The 17,731-nt window shown below is 68.3% G+C and carries 16 protein-coding genes and 2 tRNA genes; 4 read left to right on the forward strand and 14 right to left on the reverse strand.

What is annotated here, in order from left to right; translation table 11 throughout:
* Positions 1 to 12: 12 nt before the first annotated feature.
* The 12 genes from ITJ49_RS07185 to ITJ49_RS07240 form a co-directional block, all read right to left on the reverse strand.
* A complete protein-coding gene (locus ITJ49_RS07185; protein WP_194603343.1) occupies positions 13 to 1,026 on the reverse strand; it encodes a sortase in 1,014 nt (337 codons plus the stop codon).
* A 72-nt stretch (positions 1,027 to 1,098) separates the two neighbouring features.
* Positions 1,099 to 1,482, reverse strand: coding sequence for an Ig-like domain repeat protein (locus ITJ49_RS07190; RefSeq protein ID WP_194603346.1), 384 nt, complete (start codon positions 1,480 to 1,482; stop codon positions 1,099 to 1,101).
* 298 nt (positions 1,483 to 1,780) lie between these two features.
* A tRNA-Thr gene (locus ITJ49_RS07195) sits at positions 1,781 to 1,853 on the reverse strand.
* Positions 1,854 to 1,892: 39 nt separating this feature from the next.
* On the reverse strand, positions 1,893 to 2,561 hold the full coding sequence (locus ITJ49_RS07200; RefSeq protein WP_194603349.1) for a TetR/AcrR family transcriptional regulator: 669 nt from the start codon (positions 2,559 to 2,561) through the stop codon (positions 1,893 to 1,895).
* A 14-nt stretch (positions 2,562 to 2,575) separates the two neighbouring features.
* Positions 2,576 to 3,724 (reverse strand): DNA polymerase III subunit delta', encoded by a 1,149-nt coding sequence (locus ITJ49_RS07205; RefSeq protein WP_055959540.1) that lies wholly within the window; start codon positions 3,722 to 3,724, stop codon positions 2,576 to 2,578.
* A gap of 1 nt (position 3,725) precedes the next feature.
* Positions 3,726 to 4,346, reverse strand: coding sequence for a dTMP kinase (gene tmk / locus ITJ49_RS07210; protein ID WP_194603352.1), 621 nt, complete (start codon positions 4,344 to 4,346; stop codon positions 3,726 to 3,728).
* Positions 4,346 to 7,336, reverse strand: coding sequence for a type I DNA topoisomerase (topA, locus tag ITJ49_RS07215; RefSeq protein ID WP_194603354.1), 2,991 nt, complete (start codon positions 7,334 to 7,336; stop codon positions 4,346 to 4,348). Before topA ends, tmk begins: the two co-directional genes overlap by 1 nt.
* A gap of 193 nt (positions 7,337 to 7,529) precedes the next feature.
* Entirely contained in the window at positions 7,530 to 7,982 is a 453-nt protein-coding gene (locus tag ITJ49_RS07220; protein ID WP_194603357.1) for an Rv3654c family TadE-like protein, read from the reverse strand.
* Complete coding sequence (locus tag ITJ49_RS07225; RefSeq protein WP_194603360.1) at positions 7,969 to 8,277, reverse strand: TadE family type IV pilus minor pilin; 309 nt, start codon at positions 8,275 to 8,277, stop codon at positions 7,969 to 7,971. The genes ITJ49_RS07220 and ITJ49_RS07225 overlap by 14 nt, the downstream gene beginning before the upstream one ends.
* Complete coding sequence (locus tag ITJ49_RS07230; RefSeq protein WP_194603363.1) at positions 8,274 to 8,501, reverse strand: DUF4244 domain-containing protein; 228 nt, start codon at positions 8,499 to 8,501, stop codon at positions 8,274 to 8,276. The genes ITJ49_RS07225 and ITJ49_RS07230 overlap by 4 nt, the downstream gene beginning before the upstream one ends.
* 81 nt (positions 8,502 to 8,582) lie before the next feature.
* Positions 8,583 to 9,545: a type II secretion system F family protein gene (locus ITJ49_RS18185; protein ID WP_194603367.1), complete on the reverse strand. Its 963-nt coding sequence runs from the start codon at positions 9,543 to 9,545 to the stop codon at positions 8,583 to 8,585.
* Positions 9,542 to 10,642 (reverse strand): TadA family conjugal transfer-associated ATPase, encoded by a 1,101-nt coding sequence (locus ITJ49_RS07240; protein ID WP_194603370.1) that lies wholly within the window; start codon positions 10,640 to 10,642, stop codon positions 9,542 to 9,544. The genes ITJ49_RS18185 and ITJ49_RS07240 overlap by 4 nt, the downstream gene beginning before the upstream one ends.
* Positions 10,643 to 11,071: 429 nt before the next feature.
* On the opposite strand from ITJ49_RS07240, the gene acs reads away from it, so the two are divergent.
* The gene (acs, locus tag ITJ49_RS07245; protein WP_194603997.1) at positions 11,072 to 13,024 is read left to right on the forward strand and encodes an acetate--CoA ligase; all 1,953 of its coding nucleotides are present in this window, start codon (positions 11,072 to 11,074) and stop codon (positions 13,022 to 13,024) included.
* A gap of 153 nt (positions 13,025 to 13,177) precedes the next feature.
* On the opposite strand, the gene ITJ49_RS07250 is transcribed toward acs, so the two are convergent.
* The gene (locus ITJ49_RS07250; protein ID WP_194603373.1) at positions 13,178 to 13,648 is read right to left on the reverse strand and encodes a RidA family protein; all 471 of its coding nucleotides are present in this window, start codon (positions 13,646 to 13,648) and stop codon (positions 13,178 to 13,180) included.
* The gene (locus ITJ49_RS07255) at positions 13,645 to 13,803 is read right to left on the reverse strand and encodes a hypothetical protein (protein WP_194603375.1); all 159 of its coding nucleotides are present in this window, start codon (positions 13,801 to 13,803) and stop codon (positions 13,645 to 13,647) included. Before ITJ49_RS07255 ends, ITJ49_RS07250 begins: the two co-directional genes overlap by 4 nt.
* Before the next feature lie 51 nt (positions 13,804 to 13,854).
* Here ITJ49_RS07255 and ITJ49_RS07260 point away from each other — a divergent pair, with 51 nt between their 5' ends.
* From ITJ49_RS07260 to ITJ49_RS07270, 3 genes are all read left to right on the forward strand, one after another.
* Positions 13,855 to 16,428: a transglycosylase domain-containing protein gene (locus tag ITJ49_RS07260; RefSeq protein WP_194603378.1), complete on the forward strand. Its 2,574-nt coding sequence runs from the start codon at positions 13,855 to 13,857 to the stop codon at positions 16,426 to 16,428.
* On the forward strand, positions 16,425 to 17,384 hold the full coding sequence (locus ITJ49_RS07265) for a metallophosphoesterase (RefSeq protein ID WP_370544406.1): 960 nt from the start codon (positions 16,425 to 16,427) through the stop codon (positions 17,382 to 17,384). Before ITJ49_RS07260 ends, ITJ49_RS07265 begins: the two co-directional genes overlap by 4 nt.
* A gap of 52 nt (positions 17,385 to 17,436) precedes the next feature.
* Positions 17,437 to 17,510, forward strand: a tRNA-Pro gene (locus ITJ49_RS07270).
* Positions 17,511 to 17,731: the final 221 nt, after the last annotated feature.

The following is a 17,731-nucleotide window of genomic DNA, read 5'->3' on the forward strand; positions in this document are numbered from 1 at the left end:
GGAGTTCTCGAATCACATCAGGTTGGGAAGCAGGATCATGGTCTGTCGGGCGGCGACGAGCCCGACGGCGAGGAGCACCGGTACGGCGACGACCCAGGTCTGTCGTCGTCCCCAGAAGCGTGTGCTCAGCGCGAAGAGCGTGATCAGGCCAAAGAGGAGGATCAGCCCGAGCAGCAGGAACGGCCAGGCTTCGCCGTCGCCGACCATCGGGAGCTCCTCCTGGCCCAGCGCGGCGTAGTCGAGCACGGTCTGGGGTGTCGGCTGAGCGGCTGACGTGAGAGTCGCATCGACGCGGACGATCCCATCGGGGAAGAACGGCATCCCCTCGGCGCTGACCAGGGTCAGTCGGCCGCCGCCCGACGCCATCGCCTTCGGCACGGGATCCCCCTCGTGGCGGACACCGATCACGGGGTACTTCGCGGATCCTTGTCCGGTCGTCGCGACGATGACGTCGCCGGCCTTGAGCGAGGCGAGGTGGGCGAACGGCGCACCGTTCGAGGCCTGACGGCCGTAGACCACGCTGGCGCCCTGCTGGCCGGGAAGCGGTGTGTCGCGCCGGTGACCCGGCCCGCCCTCGGTGACCGACGAGGAGGTGCCCTCGAGCACGACCTGGTTCAGACCGATCGACGGGATCTCGAGGATCGCCACCGGGGTGCCGAGGGCGTGCAGGTGCCCGTCGGTGCCGGTCTGGCCGACCGGGGCGGTGGCGTTCGCGAGCTGGTAGCGGAAATCCGAGACCGACAGCTGCTGGTCGCGGACGGCGCTGATCTGCGAGACGCCGGCGAACTGGGCGACGAAGCCCACCGCGAGCAGGCCGACGACGATGATGGCCGAGCCCGAGAAGCGGAGGCGGTCGGGGGTCGACAGCGCGGGGAACGACTGGGCGGCGGGGCTCGTGGTGTCGAGATCGGACCAGCCCGCGGACCCGGCGTCCGAGCGGGGTGCCCGGGTGACGGGGCGGGTCGGCCGACGGAGACGCCGCAGGAGGGCGCTCGGGCCGCTCGAGGGGCGGACGGTGGTGGTCATGTGGTGTGCCAGTCGGGAGGAGGAACGGGGGAAGCGGGCCGGTCGCACGAGGCGACCGGCCCGCAGGGGGTGCTACTTGACGATCTTTACGGAGACCGACTTGGCGGCGGTCTTCCAGATCGAGCTGCCGCTGTACTTCACGGTCAGCTTGTGGGTGCCGACCTTGAGCTTCGGCAGCGTGACCGAGAGCTTGCCGCTCTTCAGCGCCTTCTTCGCCACGAGGGTCTTGGTGCCCTCCTTGACCGTGATGGTGCCGGTCGCCGTCGACTTCGCGACGGCCACCTTGACGGTGAGCGCGGCGCCCTTGGTCGAGTGCGTGGTCGCGACCTTGTTGGTCGTGATCGTTGCTGCACCCTTGGCGACCTTCACGGTCTTCGCCGCGCTGGTCGACGCCTTCACCGCGGTCGTGGCCGGGGTGTAGGAGGCGGACAGCGAGTAGCTCGCCTTGAGCGGCACGAACTACGTCCGGCTCGCTCGTGGTCCGTTGCGGGTCGCGTACCCTCACCCTACGATTTCGAGAAGATGGGCCGCTTTCGAGGCGCCAAGCCCGTTTTTCGTATGCTGAAGGCCCGCGTCTCCGGCGGGGCCCTGCGCAGCGCCGCCTCCCGCGTCTCTGGCGGGGCCCTGCGCAGCGCCGCCTCCCGCGTCCGCGGCGAGCGAAGCGACGCCGCAGCGGCGAGAGCCGCCAGACAGGCACGAAACACCGACATCGGGGAGCGCCCCGAAGGGGCTGCGAACACGGTACACGGAGGTGAGCCGCCTGTCGGAATCGAACCGACGACCTTCTCATTACGAGTGAGACGCTCTACCGACTGAGCTAAGGCGGCGTGGTTTCGGGGGTTGGCCCGAACGCACAGTCAGATACATTACCCGATCGCGGGGCTCTGCCGTGACCACAGGGTGCCGAGGGCCTGGAAGCTCGCGTCGAGTTGCGCGCGGAGGCTCTTTTCGGGGTTGTCGTCGCGTGCCGGGGTGACTGCGGGGTCGATCCAGGCGGTCCAGGCGTGGCGGAGGGTCGCCATGACGACGAGGGAGGCGAGGCCCGCTTCTGCGCGGAGCGCTGCAGGGTCGGCGGCGAGGCCCGGGTCGTCGACGGCGAAGCGGCGTTCGAGGAGGTCGAGCAGCTGCGCTTCGAATTCGTGCAGCCCGGCACTGCGCCGGGCGAAGAGCTCGGGGTGGTCGCGCAGCACGGCTCGGCGCCAGTGCACGAGCTCGCGGTCGGTGACGATCACCTCCATGGCGCGCCCGACGAGGTCGACGAGGTCGGCCAGCAGGCGGTCGCGCCCTCCCCCGGCGACGAAGTGGTCGATCTCGGGCCCGTCGGGGATGTGCGGCGGGTCGCCGACGACCGCTTCTTCTTTCGAGGGGAAGTAGTTGAAGAAGGTGCGCGGCGACACGTCGGCCTCCCGACCGATCATGTCGACGGTGACGGCGTCGTAGCCGTTGTCGCGGACGAGTCGCAGCACTGCGACCTGGATGGCTCGACGTGTCGCGAGTCGTTTGCGTTCGCGGAGTCCGGGTTGTGCTTCGGGCATGTGCCTATCTTTGCTTACCGGACGGCGTGGCGGCTGACAGCGATCAGCATGGCCTCGAGCACGAGGGCCGGCGACACGTTGCGGTCGACCCGGGTGCGGGCCGTGCTGATCGCATCGAGCACCTTGAGGGTGGTCGCCGGGGTCGAGGCTCCGGCGGCGCTTTCGAGGGCCGGGCGGATGCTGTCGTTGATCGGCTCCCCCGCGGCTCCGAGCTGCAGCAGCAGCACGTCGCGGTAGAGCGAGAGCAAATCGACGAGGATCCGGTCGAGCCCGTCGTGCAGCCCCCGTTTCGCGCGACGCTTCTGGTCGTCTTCCATCGCCCGCAGCTGTGCGCGCAGTGCTGGCGGCACTGTGCCACCCTCGGCGACGCCGAGCGATCGGAGTGCCGCTTTGCGTTCTTCTTCGTCGTGCTCGGCCGTGAACGACTTCGCGTCTTCGCCGGCGACAGCGAGAAGGGTCGCCGCGGCGATCACGGCGTCGGAGGTCGACCGGATCGAGAGGGCCGTTTCAAGGGTCTGGCGGCGACGGGCACGCGCTTCAGGATCCGTGGCCAGACGCCGCGCCATCCCGATGTGGCTTTGGGCCTCCCGGGCGGCCACGACCGCCGTCTCGGGGTCGACGCCGTCTCGGTCGCGAAGCAGCGCCGCCACGTCGTCGATGGAGGGCACGCGCAGGCCGAGGCTCCGGACCCGTGACCGGATGGTCGGTAGCAGGTCGGCCTCGCTCGGGGCGCAGAGGATCCACACTGTCGACACGGGTGGCTCTTCGAGCGCTTTGAGCAGCACGTTCGACGAGTGCTCGCTCATGCGGTCGGCGTCTTCGACGACGACGACGCGGTAGCGGCCGACGCTCGGCGAATAGTACGACGCTTTGACGAGTTCGCGCACCTGGTCGATGGTGATGATGACGAGCTCGGTGGCGAGCACGGCCAGGTCGGGGTGCGAGCGAGCCTGCACCTGCCGCAGAGTCGCGTCTTCGTCGTCGGGGCCTCGGGAGAGAAGCGCCGCCGCGAACGCGTAGGCGAGGTTGGAGCGGCCGGATCCTGGGGGGCCCGTGATCAGCCAGGAGTGCGCCATGGCCCGGTTGCCCGGATCGTGGCTGGCTGCGGCCTGCAGCGTGCGGATGGCCTCGTTTTGGCCGGTGAGGTTGCTCCAGACGCCCATGTCAGCCGAGCAGCTCTCTGACCCGGTCGCCGATGGCGCGGGCGATGTCGGCGCGGTCAAGGGACGCGTCGAGCACGAGGAAGCGGTCGGGTTCGGCCGCGGCGAGGTCGAGGAAGGCGTGGCGAACTCGCGCGTGGAAGTCGGCGGCCTCCGCCTCGAGCCGGTCGTATTCGGTGCGCGACGAGTCGAGGCGCGACCTGCTCGCGGTCTCGTCGAGGTCGAGCAGCACGGTGAGGTCGGGCAGGAGCCCCTCGACGGCCCACAGCGACAGGTCGCGGACCTCGTCGGCGCCGAGCACGCGGCCGGCCCCCTGGTAGGCGACAGAGGAGTCGAGGTACCGGTCTTGGAGCACGACATCGCCGCGCTCGAGGGCCGGCCGGACGACGGTGGCCACGTGGTGAGCGCGATCGGCGGCGTAGAGGAGGGCTTCGGCGCGCGGCGCGATGTGGCCGCGGCGGTGGAGCACCATCGAGCGGATCTCGGAGCCGAGGTCGGTGCCGCCGGGTTCGCGGGTGCGGACGACGGTGTGCCCGGCCTCGGTGAGAGACCCCTCGAGGAGGGCGGCCTGGGTCGATTTGCCGACCCCGTCGCCCCCCTCCAGCGTGATGAAGAGGCCCGCCACTACTCAGACTCGGTGGTCTTCGCCGCCGCCGACTTTTTCGCCGCGGCGGTTTTAGCAGCTGTCGTCTTCGCGGCGGTCGTCTTTGCAGCGGTCGTCTTTGCAGCGGTCGCCTTGGCAGCCGTCGTCTTCGCGGCCGGCTTCTTGGCTACGGGCTTCTTCGCCGCGGGCTTCTTGGCGGGTGCCTTTTTCGCCGGGGCCTTCTTGACCGCGGGCCCCTTGGCGCGCTTGTCGGCGATCAGCTGAACGGCGCGATCGAAGTCGACCTCTTCGACGGTCTCGCCGCGCGGGATCGTCGCGTTGGTCTCACCGTCGGTGACGTAGGCGCCGAAGCGACCGTCTTTGATCTTGATCACCTTGCCGCTCACCGGGTCGGGTGCCTCGAACTCCTTCAGGGCGCTGGAGGCACGCTTCGCACCGTACTTGGGCTGCGCGTAGAGCTCGAGCGCACCGGCGAGGTCGATGTCGAAGATCTGGTCTTCGCTCGTGAGCGACCGGGTGTCGGTGCCCTTTTTCAGGTACGGACCGTAGCGGCCGTTCTGGGCCTGGATCTCGTCGCCCGACTCCGGGTCGAGACCCACGGTGCGAGGCAGGTCGAGCAGGCGCAGGGCCGTGGCGAGGTCGATCGAGTCGACGTCCATCGACTTGAACAGAGAGGCGGTCCGCTCCTTCGGCAGGGCGGCCTTCTTGGGCGCCTTCTTGGCGGGAGCCCTCTTGGCCGGGGCCTTCGCCGTGGTCGCACCGGCGGCAGCAGCCGTCTCGGTGGCAGCGGCGGTCGCGGCAGTGTCGGTCTCGGGTGCGCTCTCGAGCACCTCGCCGGTGGCCGCGTCGACGGCGGGCTCCGCCTCGGGCACCTCGGGGGTGCGCTCGGTCACGTAGGGGCCGAAGCGGCCGTCTTTCGCCAGCACCTCTTTGCCCGTCTCGGGGTTGAGGCCGAGCACCCGGTCGCCGACGACGGGAGCGTCGATGAGCTCTCGGGCACGCTGCGGGGTCAGCTCGTCGGGAGCGAGGTCTTCGGGCACGTTGACGCGACGCGGGGTCTCGGGGTCGTCGCTCGGGGTCTCGAGGTAGGGCCCGTAACGACCGATGCGCAGTGTCAACCCTTCGCCGAGAGCGATCGAGTTGATCTCGCGCGCGTCGATCTCGCCGAGGTTGTCGATCACCTTGCGGAGACCGCGGTGCGACTCGTTGCCGAAGTAGAACCCGTTGAGCCAATCGACGCGGTCGGCCTCTCCGCCAGCGATGAGGTCGAGGTCGTCTTCCATGCCCGCGGTGAAGTCGTACTCCACGAGGTCGCCGAAGTACTCTTCGAGCAGCCGGACCACGGAGAAGGCGATCCAGTTCGGCACGAGTGCGGTGCCCCGGGGAGTCACGTAGCCGCGGTCGACGATGGTCGACATGATCGCCGCGTACGTCGAGGGGCGCCCAATACCGAGCTCTTCGAGCGTCTTGACGAGGCTCGCCTCGGTGTAGCGCGGGGGCGCCGACGTGTCGTGACCCTTGGCTTCGACGTCGTCGATCGAGAGCTTCTGGCCCTCTTTCAGCACGGGGAGCTTGGCGTCGTCTTTCGAGGCGTCAGTGGAGTGGCGGTCCTCGTCTCGCCCCTCCTCGTAGGCCGCGAGGAAGCCGCGGAACGTGATGACGGTGCCGGTCGCGACGAACTCGGCTATCGTGCCCTTCGGGCCGGAGCTGGCGATACCGGTGACGGGCGCCTCGGTCGTCGCGGCGACCACCACGGAGGCGGTGGAGCCCTTCGCGTCGGCCATCTGCGAGGCGACCGTGCGCTTCCAGATCAGGTCGTAGAGCTTCCAGTCATTGCCGCGGAGGGTGCCTTCCAGCTGCTGCGGCGTCTTGAAGGTATCTCCCGAGGGGCGGATGGCCTCGTGGGCCTCCTGCGCGTTCTTGCTCTTGCCGGTGTAGAGGCGCGGCTTCTCGGGGATCGTATCGGCCCCATAGAGAGAAGAGGCCTGGTTGCGTGCCGCGGTGATCGCCTGCTGCGAGAGCGACGGCGAGTCGGTTCGCATGTAGGTGATGTAGCCGTTCTCGTAGAGAGACTGCGCCACGCTCATGGTCTGGCGGGCCGAGAAGCGAAGCTTGCGGGCGGCCTCCTGCTGCAGGGTCGAAGTGGTGAACGGGGCAGCGGGGCGACGCGTGTAAGGCTTCGCCTCGACCGAGCGGACGACCACGTCGACGCCGGGGGCGTATAGGGCTGCGGCGAGCGCCTGAGCTGCGTCAGCGTCGAGGGCGACCGCGTCGCCTTTGAGGTTTCCGCGGTCGTCGTAGTCGCGGCCGCTGGCGATCCGGCTGCCGTCGACCCGCACCAGGCGGGCCGGGAACGGCGAGCGCTCTTCGGTGGGGCTGAAGATGCCGGAGAGATCCCAGTAGCTCGCCGAGACGAACGCGAGGCGTTCGCGCTCGCGGTCGACGACGAGACGGGTAGCGGCCGACTGCACACGACCGGCGGAAAGACCCGGCCCGACCTTGCGCCAGAGAACGGGCGAGACCTCGTAGCCGTAGAGACGGTCGAGAATGCGGCGCGTCTCCTGGGCGTCGACGAGAGCCGTGTCGAGTTCGCGGGTGTTCTCCTGGGCCTTCTGGATCGCATCTTTGGTGATCTCGTGGAAGACCATGCGCTTGACGGGGACCTTGGGCTTGAGTTCTTGCAGGAGGTGCCACGCGATGGCCTCGCCCTCGCGGTCCTCATCAGTGGCGAGGTAGAGCTCGTCGGCGCCCTTGAGCGCGCGTTTGAGGTCGGCGACCGTCTTCTTCTTTGCGTCGGAGACCACGTAGTAGGGCTCGAAGCCGTTCTCGACGTCGACGGAGAACTTGCCGAGCGAGCCCTTCTTCTTGTCGGCGGGGAGATTCTTGGGCTCGACGAGGTCGCGAATGTGGCCGACGGAGGCGAGCACTTCGTAGTCGCTGCCCAAATACTGACCGATCGTCTTGGCCTTGGCGGGCGACTCGACGATTACCAGTTTCTTCGTGCCTGGCACGGGACTCCTTGAATGGTGGAACAGAAGGACTGCCTGCAAACGGTGCAGACGGCTTGGAGACGCGGTGTCGGCCTGGTTGGGCCCACGTCGTTCGCGATGCGCGACGGCCTCGTCGCCTGCCGATCCGAGAGATCGAGCGAGTCGCCGCATCCGACAGCCACACCATACACACCTACTGCCGGGGTCTCGCTCCTCATTCCTTGGAGCCGACCGTGGGCGCGCCGAGAGAACCGGGCGGCTGACCGGCCGTCGCGACCGCGGCGAGAGGCACCAGCCCCACCCCGCGCGAAACGCGGACGGTGACCGTGTCGCCCTCCACCTGACAGGCATCGAGCCCGGCCGACTGAGCCTCGGCGAGCGCCGCTGCGGCCTCGCACGGCGACCCCGGCCGAAGGCCCACGGCGGCGTCGGCGGCAGCGAGGGAGGCCGAGTCGGCGGTCGCCGCCAGGGCGTGTCGCGCCACGAGCAGAGACCCCGAGGCGACCACCGCCTGCACGAGGAGGGTCGCCGCGGCGATCGCCCCCGCGAGTACGACCGAGACGCTGCCGCGCGCGTCGGCCCACCCCGAGAGCGAGCACTGCATATAAGCGGAGCGACCCGGGCGCGCCGCGACCTTCGCGAGCGGCACGGCGCTAGAGCCCGCCACCGGGAGCACAGCTTCGCGCCGAGAGGTCGAGGCCACTCCTCAACCAGCCGAGGGCCACGGTGCGGCCCAGCCGAACGCAGACGGGATCGTCGCCCGAGACCTCGACCCTCGAGCCGGGCACGAGCCGTTGGGCGAGAGCACCCGGGTCGTCACCACGACCGGCCGCACGCGCCGCGGCCCCTGCCGCATCGGCGAGCCTCATCGACTCCCCCGCCGTGCCGACCGCCGCCAGGGCGACGCCGATCATGACGGCGACCGCTGGAGCCACGAGCGCGAATTCGATCGTCGCACTCACGCGACCGTCAGCGCTTTCTGCACGAGGTCGGTCAGCATGGCCTGCACCTGGCCCGAGCGCACGATCGACACGAGCACGCCCGCGAATGCGACGCCGGCCATGATCACGACCGCGTACTCGGCGGTCGCGGCACCCGTGTCGTCGGCGAGGTCGATCCGCCGCAGAGCAGCTCGACCACGCGAGAAGCGGAGGGCAAGAGAAAAAGGAAGAGGAGGAATGAGCACGGATGTCCTTTCGTCGGTGACTCCAGCCTGATCGAGAAGGCGGCAGGCTCCGAGCGCTTCGACCGAGAAGGGGAGAACCCGTCACCCGATCGGCCCTGTGGAGGCGAGGAGCGCCACCATCAGCGGCACGACCCCGATGAGGAGGAACGCCGGCAAGATGCACACGCCGAGCGGCAGCATGAGTCGAACGCCCAGCCGCTCGCTGGCCTCTTCGGCCCGTGCACGAGAGTCGCGCCGCAGCTCGTCGGCGGCCGACCGGAGCAGCCCTCCCGCCGGCACCCCCGCATTCTCCGACAGGCTGACTAGCGCATCGATCTCGGCGGCAGCGGTGGGGATCGTCAGGCCCGCGCAGTGCCGCTCGAGCGCCGCGCTCACCCGGGCCCGGGCCGCTCCCCAGTCGCCGCCACCCTGCATCGCCAGTGCAATGAGCTCGAGGTCGAGCCCGGGAATCCCGTCGGGCGGCGTCGCAGCGGCGAGAAGCCGCCCGTTCCACGCCCGGGCAGCCAGCACCAGAGCGCCGGCCATGCCGACGCAGACCCAACCGATGGGCGTCAGGGCGAGCACCCGCACGGTATCGATTCCGAGCCCCAAAGCGACGAGGATCCCAAACGCCGGCAGAGCGAGCACGATCCGTGCCGTCGCCACCGGCCCGCTGGCAGCGACCCGGGCGTCTCGACGGGCTTGCACGAGCACCCGCGCCGACTCGGCGCTCGACCGCAGGCAGTGCGCGAGCGGGGCGCCGGAGGCTTCCGCGACCTCCCACGCTGCCGCGGCCTGCAGCCACTGCGCGCGGGCGACCACCGGGGCGCACGCGTCGGACCACGCGGAGGAGATCGCCGCCGAGCCGACGAGCCCGCGGCGGAGGGAGTCGGCGGTGAGCGCCAGGATCCTACGCTCGTCCGGTTCGAGAGTCGACTCGGCCAGATGCCTCCACGCAGCGGCCGGTGCGATCCCCGCCTCGAGCAGTACCGCGAGCCTCTCGAGCGACCGCGCGGCCGACGCCCCGGACGTCGATGAACCGGGACCATGTGCGCGACGGCTCACCGGTACGCCTTCGTGGTGAGGCGTCCGTCGTCGTCGAGGGTCAGGCGCGCGACGCCGGAGACCCGACGCCCGAGTGGGCCGACGCTCAGGTGGACGACCGCGCCGAACGCCGATACCGCCTGGCGGGCGACCGCCGCGGGCGAGAGCTCGGCGAGAGCACCTACGGCTTCAAGGCGTGCCGGAACAGCATCGAGCCCGTTGGCGTGCAGGGTGCCGGCACCTCCGTCGTGCCCCGTGTTGAGCGCTGTCAGCAGCTCTCTGATCTCGGGCCCACGGCACTCCCCCACGATCAGCCGGCCCGGGTTCATCCGCAGGGCCTCGCGCACCAGCCGGGCCAGACCGATCTCTCCGGCGCCCTCGAGGTTGGCCTGCCGAGTCTCGAGCGACACCACGTGGGGGTGATCGATCCGCAGTTCGGCGACGTCTTCGAGCGTGATGATGCGATCGGTGGGTGAGGCTTCGGCGAGGAGCGCCGAGAGGAGTGTCGTCTTCCCCGAGCCTGCAGCACCGGTGATGAGCAGGTTGACTCGGCGATGGATGAGGTCGACGAGCAGAGCGCGGGGCACGGTCACGAAGGCGCCGGAGGCCTCGAGGTCGTCCAGCGAGAGCGGCTCGAGTGCGGGCACGCGTATCGACAGCAGGGCACCACCGGTCGAGATGGGAGGGAGCACCGCGTGCACCCGGATCCCGTCGGCCAAACGCACGTCGGCGCACGGGTTCGCTTCGTCGACGTGCCGGCCGCCCGCCCCGATGAGAGCGGTCGCGAGCGCCCGGGCGGCCGGTTCTCCGAGAACGAGATCGTCGAGGAGCTCATGACCGGCGCCCCGGTCGACGACGACCTCGCCGGTCGCGTTCACGAAGAGGTCGGTGACGCTCGGATCGGCGATCAGCGAGCGGAGCGGGCCGAACTGACGGGGTACGGTGCGGCGTACCCCGTTTCGTACCCCGATCTGATCAGTCGTCCCCCGGTCGGCGGTCGACGAGCCGAGGGGTGACGGCACGAATCGGACGGGTGAGTGACCGGGCGGTCGGTCGTGCTCGGGAAGGAACGACACGGCTGCTGACCCGGTAGGCGACCGGTGCTGAAGTGATTTCATGGTCGACGGTAAATCGCCGCTGCAACTCGAGCGCACGTCGGCCGCGGGGGTGGAGAATTCCGTGCGCCAGCGCGCTTGTGGAGACCGGATCAGCTGAGCTTCTTGACGGTTCGTCCAGTAAGGAGCGAAGCGCTACGCACCGCTGTGACCATCACCCGCGGGCGGCGAAAACCGACCGGCGGGTTAAACGAGAGGGGCGGCACCAGTTGGGGGGAACGGGTGCCGCCACGGTACCGCGCGATTGGGGGGAATCGTGGGCGGTACCTGTCGGAACAAGTCCGACAAGAACGAGTGTACCCCAAAACGAGCGCGGCGCAACCGGCTGGCATCCGCGATTTCGCGTCGATCCGAATCCCGACCCGGAGTATCGTTCCCGGGAGCCACACGTGTCGTATGTCGACACCTCGCACCGTCGCGAAAGAAGGATCCATGCCGGACAACATCGACCATCTCCTCACCGAGACCAGGCGGTTCTCCCCCTCTGCCGAGTTCGCCCGATCGGCGGTCGCGACGGAAGACCTGGTGGCCCGGGCGAAGCAGGATCGACTCGAATTCTGGGCCGAGCAGGCTCGCGAGTCGGTGTCGTGGTCGAAGCCGTTCACCAGGATCCTTGACTGGACCAACCCGCCCTTTGCGAAGTGGTTCGACGACGGCACACTCAACGTGGCCTACAACTGCCTCGATCGTCATGTCGAGGCCGGCAACGGCGCTCGAGTCGCCATTCACTGGGAGGGTGAGCCCGGCGACACCCGCACGCTGACGTATGCCGAGCTCACCGCAGAGGTGAAAAAGGCCGCCAACATGCTGCTGGCGCTCGGCGTCGTGGCCGGCGACCGCGTGATCATCTACCTGCCGCTCATTCCCGAGGCCGTCATCGCGATGCTCGCCGTCGCGCGGATCGGCGCCGTGCACTCCGTCGTCTTCGGCGGTTTTAGCGCCGAGAGCATTCGTGCCCGTGTCGACGACGCGCAAGCGAAGGTGGTCATCACGGCCGACGGTGGATGGCGTCGGGGTGCCGTCTCGGCCCTCAAGCCCGCGGTCGACGAGGCACTCGACGAGACCCTGCACGGCTCGAGCAGCGTCGAGAAGGTCGTCGTCGTGAAGCGCGGTGGCAACGACATCGACTGGAACGACTCCCGCGACGCGTGGTGGCACGACCTCCTGGCCGAGGCCGGTGACGAGCATGAGCCCCAGGCATTCGAGGCGGAGCATCCCCTCTTCATCCTCTACACAAGCGGCACGACCGGCAAACCGAAGGGGATCCTCCACACCTCGGGCGGCTACTTGACCGGCGCCGCGTACTCGCACAAGAACGTCTTCGATCTGCACCCCGAGACCGACGTCTACTGGTCGACGGCCGACGTCGGCTGGATCACGGGGCACACCTACGTCGTCTACGGCCCGCTCGCCAACGGGGCGACGCAGGTGCTCTACGAGGGCACCCCCGACTCCCCCGAGCCCGGGCGCTGGTGGGACATCATCGAGAAGTACGGCGTCACGCTCTTCTACGCGGCCCCGACGGCCATCCGCGGCTTCATGAAGGCCGGGCGGCAGATCCCCGCGACACGTGACCTCTCATCACTCCGACTGCTCGGCAGCGTGGGCGAGCCGATCAACCCGGAGGCTTGGGTCTGGTACCGCGACGTGATCGGAGGCGGAAAGACGCCCGTCGTCGACACCTGGTGGCAGACGGAGACCGGCTCGATCATGATCTCCGCGCTGCCCGGGCTCACGACGCTGAAGCCGGGCGCCGCCCAGGTTCCCCTCCCCGGTGTGGCAATCGACGTCGTCGACGACGCCGGTGTGCCCGTCGGCCACGGCGAGGGCGGACTGCTGGTCATCACCGAGCCCTGGCCGTCGATGCTCCGCGGCATCTGGGGCGACCCCGACCGGTACGTCGAGACCTACTGGTCGAAGTTCGGCCCGACCGTCTACTTCGCCGGCGACGGGGCGCGCAAAGATGAAGACGGCGACATCTGGCTGCTGGGCCGCGTCGACGACGTCATGAACGTCTCCGGCCATCGACTCTCGACGGCCGAGATCGAATCCGCACTCGTGTCGCACCCGCTGGTGGCCGAGGCGGCTGTCGTGGGGGCGTCCGACGAGACGACCGGGCAGGCGGTGGTTGCATTCGTGATCCTCCGCACCTCACAGGCGGGCTCGATGTCGCCGGAAGAGGCGGCGTCAGCCCTCCGGGGTCACGTCGCGCACGAGATCGGATCGATCGCGAAGCCGAAGACGGTCATGATCGTGCAGGAGCTGCCGAAGACGCGCTCCGGCAAGATTATGCGCCGTCTTTTGCGCGATGTGGCCGAGGGGCGCGAGATCGGCGATACGACGACTCTTGCCGACACCAGCGTGATGAACGCGATTCGTATTTGACGGGTGCTCTGGCTTGATTGGTGCTCCGCGGGTCGCGGTGCCGGACCTCGGACAAGCCTCGGTCGTCCGGCACTGCGACCCGCGACGCGCCTGGCGGGAGCTCGCTAGAGCTGGGCGCCGCTGACGCACATCCCTTCGGCGCGCTAAGAAGAACTAGTCAATCTCGAGGATGATCTCCACCTCGACGGGCGAGTCGAGCGGCAACACCGCAACACCCACGGCGCTGCGCGCGTGCACGCCCGCCTCGCCGAAGATCTCGCCGAGCACGTTCGAGGCGCCGTTGATCACGCCGGGCTGACCCGAGAACGAAGGATTCGAGGCGACGAACCCGGTCACCTTCACCACCCGCTTCACTCGGTCGAGGTTTCCGAGCACCGACTTCACTGCCGCCAGAGCATTCAGTGCCGCCTGTCGCGCGTAGGCGTAGGCGTCGTCCGCCGACACCAGGCCTTCAGCCGCTCCCACCTTGCCGGTGGCGGGCAGTGCGCCCTCTACGAACGGCAGCTGACCGGACGTGTAGACCATCGAACCCACGAGGAGGGCGGGCACGTAGGAGCCGGCCGGGGTCGCTACCTCGGGGAGCTCGATGCCGAGTTCGGCGAGGCGCGCGTCGATCGACGTCATGCCTGCTGCACCGGGCGCTTGAGGTAGGCGACAAGGCCGCCCTCGGGCGTCTGGAGCACCTGGACGAGCTCCCAGCCCTCCGAGCCGAAGTTGTTGAGGATGGCTGTCGTGTTGTGCACGATCAGCGGAGCGGTGAAGTACTCCCAGAGGACCATATTGGGCGTCCGTTCAGTCAGTTGCGGTTATGAATCACTTACCCTGATCTTATGTCTGCCCAAAAAAAGAGGCCTACCTCCGTGGTCGGCGCCCTGTTCGGCTTCGTCGGATTCAGCGCCCTCGCCGGTCTCCTCGTCACGATCGGTGTGACCCCGGCTCTCGCCGTCTCGAGTGTGACCGCATCGTCGTCGATCGGTATCTTCGAAGGCCTCCCCGAATTCATCTCGATCGGGCAGCTCCAGCAGCGCAACACGCTGTACGGCAAGTCGAACGGCCACCAGGTGCCGTTCGCGACCGTCTACTCCCAGAACCGGGTCAACCTCACCTGGGATCAGGTCTCGATCAACCTCAAGCACGCGGTCGTCGCCGGTGAAGACCGACGTTTCTACCAGCACGGCGGCGTCGACCTGACCAGCATCGTGCGCGCCGGCGTCGGCTCGGTTGCGGGGGGCCTCGGCGACAGCGGCGGTGGCTCGACGCTGACAATGCAGCTCGTTCGCAACATCCGTCTCGCGGAGGCGCAAGACATCAAAGACCCGAAGAAGCAGGCCGCGGCTATCAAAGATGCCAAGGAGGTGACCGTCTCGCGCAAGCTGCAAGAGATGAAGTTCGCCATCGGCCTCGAGAAGAAATACACCAAAGACCAGATCCTCCTGGCTTACCTCAACATCGCCTACTTCGGCGACGCCACCTACGGCGTGCAGGCAGCGGCTCAGCACTACTACGACAAGAGCGCGAAAGACCTCTCGCCGACCGAGGCCGCGAGCCTCATCGCGATCGTGCAGTACCCAGAGAGTCGCGATCTGTCGACTCCGAAGAACTATAAGAACAACGTCGCTCGCCGCAACGTGATCTTGAAGGCCATGAACGCTCAGGGCTACATCTCTGACGCCGTGCTCAAAGCCGGCCTCGCGAAGAAGGTCGGCACCTCCGTCCACCTCACCCCGGCCGTCCAGGGCTGTGCGGCTGTCACGGCCGGCGGGGCCCAGCAGTTCTGCGACTACGTGACTTCTCCCGACATGATCAAGTCGTACGCCTTCCTCGGCTCCACCGAAGAAAAGCGCGAAGCCGCCTGGAAGACCGGTGGCTACAAGGTGTTCACCACCATCAACCTCGACCTCACGGCGAACGCCAAGGGCAAGATCGATCAGTACGCCCCGGCGACCGAGACCCGGTTCCCGCTCGGCGGTGTGGTCGACTCGGTCGAGCCGGGCACGGGCCGCGTCATCGTGATGACGCAGAACAAAAACCTGACGACCGATAACAAGGCGTCGACGACCGGGCCCACCACCTATCTCAACTACTCGGTCGACGAGAAATACGGCGCATCGAAGGGGTTCCAGGTCGGTTCGACCTACAAGCCGTTCACGCTCATCGACTGGCTCGACAAGGGGCACGGCCTCAACGAGTTGGTCAACGCCACCCCTCGCCCGTTCCCGACGATGACCATCGACGGGGCGCAGCAATCAACGGTGACGGGCGATTCCCCCGCTGGCTACACGCCGAAGAACGACGAGGGGTACATCTCCGGCTACATGACGGTTGCCCGGGCGACTGCGGCCTCGGTCAACGTCGCGTATGCCGACATGGCCCAGCAGCTCGACCTCGCCGACATCAAGAACGTGGCGCAGAGCCTCGGCGTTCACCGCGCTGACGGGACGCCGTTGCAAGACAACTTCTCGTCGTTCCTCGGCACGAACGAGATCGCACCCCTGACCATGGCGACGGCCTACGCCGGAATCGCCAACAAGGGTGTCTTCTGCGAGTCCATCGTCGTCGACAAGGTGCGGGCTCCGAACGGCAAGACCATCGCGGGGCAGCCCAAGAGCTGCAAGCAGGCCATCGACCCCGATGTGGCCGCGACCGCTATTCAGGCGCTCCAGGGTGTCTTCCAGGCCGGAGGAACCGCGAGTGGCGCCCTGCCCGACTCCCAGCCGACCTTCGGCAAGACGGGTACCACCAACGATGCCGACCAGATCTGGCTCAACGGCTCGACCACCGCGCTCACCACGGTGACCTGGATGGGCGATACTTCGGGAAACCACAACAGCCTCAGGCAGTACGCCGGACCCTCCGGCCAGCTCTACTCTCTGAGCAGAAGCAGCCTCTTCCGCGAGATCGAGGCGGTCAACAATACGGTCTACTCCGGCACGGCCTTCCCGACGCCCACGGGCAATCTCGTCCAGGGCACCGGCGTCAACGTGCCCACTATGACGGGCTCCGACGTCGACTCGGCGAAGAACCTCCTGAGCGGCGTGGGCCTCACCTATGTCGACGGCGGGTCGCAAGAGTCCGATCTGCCCGCCGGCCAGGTGTCTGCGACCAACCCCGCCGCTGGCAGCCTCGTCCCGGATGGCTCGTCGGTGACCGTGTACACCAGCGACGGCTCGAAGTCGGCCGAGGTGCCCTCGGTCTCGGGCAAGAGCTACGAAGACGCGACGAACGACCTCGAAGACGCCGGCTTCACCAACGTCTCGGTGAAGTACGCGCAGGGCGACGACGACCAGAAGTGTGACGTCATCTCATCCGACCCGGGTGACGGAACCTCTGCGTCCAAAGACACGACCATCACCCTGACCGTGAACGGCGGCAAAGACGGTCGCGACCCCGGGAACTGCTCGTGACGTCCCGCCGCGCCGCCGACGTAGCCCTGGCCGCGTCGACGGCGGCGGCGGTCGTCTCGGCCGGCGCCTTCGCCTACGGTGCGCTCGTCGAACGCAACCGCTTCACCGTGCGTCGCGAGCACCTGGCGATCCTTCCCGCAGGATCCCGGCCGCTCACGATCCTCCACCTCTCCGACATCCATCTGGCTCCGTGGCAGACGGCGAAACAGGAGTGGATCCGCTCTCTCGCCGTGCTCGAGCCCGACCTCGTCGTCAACACCGGAGACAACCTGGGGCACGACGACGCGTACGACGCCATCGAATACACCCTCGAGCCGTTCCGCGGCATCCCGGGTGTCTTCGTCCACGGCTCCAACGACTACGTCGCGCCCCGGTTCAAAAGCCCGTTCACCTACTTCAGCGGCCCGAGCAAGGCGCACCGCGCCCCCGACGATCTCGACAACGCCCGGCTCACGTCGTTCTTCGAGTCGCTCGGCTGGCTCGACCTCAACAACACCGCGCGCGCGCTCGAAATCCGAGGATCCCGCCTCGAACTTTTCGGGGTCAACGACGCCCACCGGCAGTGGGCTCGCCTCGACAAGGTCCCCGGAGCACTCGACGACCTTCGCGAGAACGTCGGCTGGCAAGACGAAGACGGCCCCGAATCGGTCAGCATCGCGCTCACCCACGCCCCCTACCAGCAGGTGCTGAACTCGTTCGTCACCAACGGCGCCCAGCTCATCTTCGGCGGACACACCCACGGGGGCCAGGTCTGCGTGCCCGGCTACGGCGCCCTCGTCACCAACTGCGACATTCCCCGCAAGCAGGTCTCCGGCCTCAGCACGTGGACGCACGCCTTCAAGAGCGCGCACCTCGAAGTCTCGGCCGGGCTCGGCACTTCGATCTACGCGCCGTTCCGGTTCGCCTGCCGCCCCGAGGCCGTGCTCGTGACACTGACCGCCTCGAACATGGGCTAATGTAGTGGAGTCGCAATCGAGGGTTTAGGCCCCTGGTCGCGGCATCACACCTCGGGGTGTGGCGCAGCTTGGTAGCGCGCCTCGTTCGGGACGAGGAGGTCGTGGGTTCGAATCCCGCTACCCCGACGATCAAAAGTGGCTAGCCCCTACGGGGCTGGCCACTTTTGTTTGTGCTTGTGGGCCCGCCCCTCCGGGCGGCGCGAAATGGCTGCTCCCTTCGGGGGTGGCCATTTTTCGTTGTGCTCTCTGGCCCGCCCTCCGGACGGCGCGAAGTGGCTAGCCCCTACGGGGCTGGCCACTTTTGTTTGTGCTTGTGGGCCCGCCCCTCCGGGCGGCGCGAAATGGCT

It is taken from the genome of Frondihabitans sp. VKM Ac-2883, assembly GCF_015350875.1.
Taxonomy (GTDB): Bacteria; Actinomycetota; Actinomycetes; order Actinomycetales; family Microbacteriaceae; genus Frondihabitans.

What these genes read in the sequence shown, in the direction of transcription:
- ITJ49_RS07255 (WP_194603375.1), bottom strand. Translation starts at nt 13,803, where the DNA reads ATGGTCCTCTGGGAGTACTTCACCGCTCCGCTGATCGTGCACAACACG.
- ITJ49_RS07200 (WP_194603349.1), bottom strand. Translation starts at nt 2,561, where the DNA reads ATGCCCGAAGCACAACCCGGACTCCGCGAACGCAAACGACTCGCGACA.
- ITJ49_RS07240 (WP_194603370.1), bottom strand. Translation starts at nt 10,642, where the DNA reads ATGAAATCACTTCAGCACCGGTCGCCTACCGGGTCAGCAGCCGTGTCG.
- ITJ49_RS07260 (WP_194603378.1), top strand. Translation starts at nt 13,855, where the DNA reads ATGTCTGCCCAAAAAAAGAGGCCTACCTCCGTGGTCGGCGCCCTGTTC.
- ITJ49_RS07250 (WP_194603373.1), bottom strand. Translation starts at nt 13,648, where the DNA reads ATGACGTCGATCGACGCGCGCCTCGCCGAACTCGGCATCGAGCTCCCC.
- ITJ49_RS07185 (WP_194603343.1), bottom strand. Translation starts at nt 1,026, where the DNA reads ATGACCACCACCGTCCGCCCCTCGAGCGGCCCGAGCGCCCTCCTGCGG.
- ITJ49_RS07205 (WP_055959540.1), bottom strand. Translation starts at nt 3,724, where the DNA reads ATGGGCGTCTGGAGCAACCTCACCGGCCAAAACGAGGCCATCCGCACG.
- acs (WP_194603997.1), top strand. Translation starts at nt 11,072, where the DNA reads ATGCCGGACAACATCGACCATCTCCTCACCGAGACCAGGCGGTTCTCC.